Below are 662 nucleotides of genomic sequence, written 5' to 3'. Positions count from 1 at the left end.
GGTTCACCTTCGTCGGGCGGCAGCGGCGCTTGCGCATCGACCAGACCTGGTATCGGGTGGATCTTCTGTTTTTCCACCGGCGGCTGCGCTGCCTGGTCATCATCGACTTGAAGCTGGGCAGCCTGTCCCATGCCGACGTGGGCCAGATGCTCATGTATTGCAACTACGCCAAGGAGCATTGGGCCTATCCCGATGAAAACCCGCCCGTGGGGTTGATCCTGTGCGCCGACAAGGGCCATGCCCTGGCGCGGTATGCCTTGGAAGGTTTGCCGTCAAAGGTGATGGCGGCGAACTACCGTACCGTGCTGCCGGATGCCGAGCTGTTGCAGAAGGAATTGGAGACTACGCGGCGCTTGCTGGAATCGCGCACGTCGAAGCAGCCCAAGAAACTCCCGCAGTAACCGGGCGTCCCGGCGTTCCGCCGTCGGGTTCGCGGGCTGCGCCCCACGCCTCGTTCCGAGTCGCGGCCATTCGGCCTTGACCCCTGACGCCTTCGGCCCTCGCGGGCCTGCGCGCTCCGCTTGCCCAAAAGCCGAGGGTGTGCAGTGGGCGGTGTGTAGGCGGTCTTGCTGCTCCCTTCACCGTATCACGGCGTCCTCGCCGTCAAGGGCGGCGCGCGCCATGCGCGCTTGCGTCCTGGTGGCCGTCTGCGACCCCTGACT

Annotated in this window: 1 protein-coding gene; it reads left to right on the top strand. The window is 65.7% G+C overall.

Going from position 1 to position 662, the window contains the following annotated elements; genetic code table 11:
- Window positions 1-401, top strand: a 401-nt coding sequence (locus ABB33_RS17955) for a PDDEXK nuclease domain-containing protein (protein ID WP_152985169.1), incomplete at its 5' end; no start/stop codon positions are given.
- Window positions 402-662: the final 261 nt, after the last annotated feature.

Source organism: Stenotrophomonas acidaminiphila (assembly GCF_001431595.1).
In the GTDB taxonomy this organism is placed as follows: domain Bacteria; phylum Pseudomonadota; class Gammaproteobacteria; order Xanthomonadales; family Xanthomonadaceae; genus Stenotrophomonas; species Stenotrophomonas acidaminiphila.
Note: the sequence above shows the minus strand (reverse complement) of the source record. Positions and strands in the feature narration are given on the sequence as shown.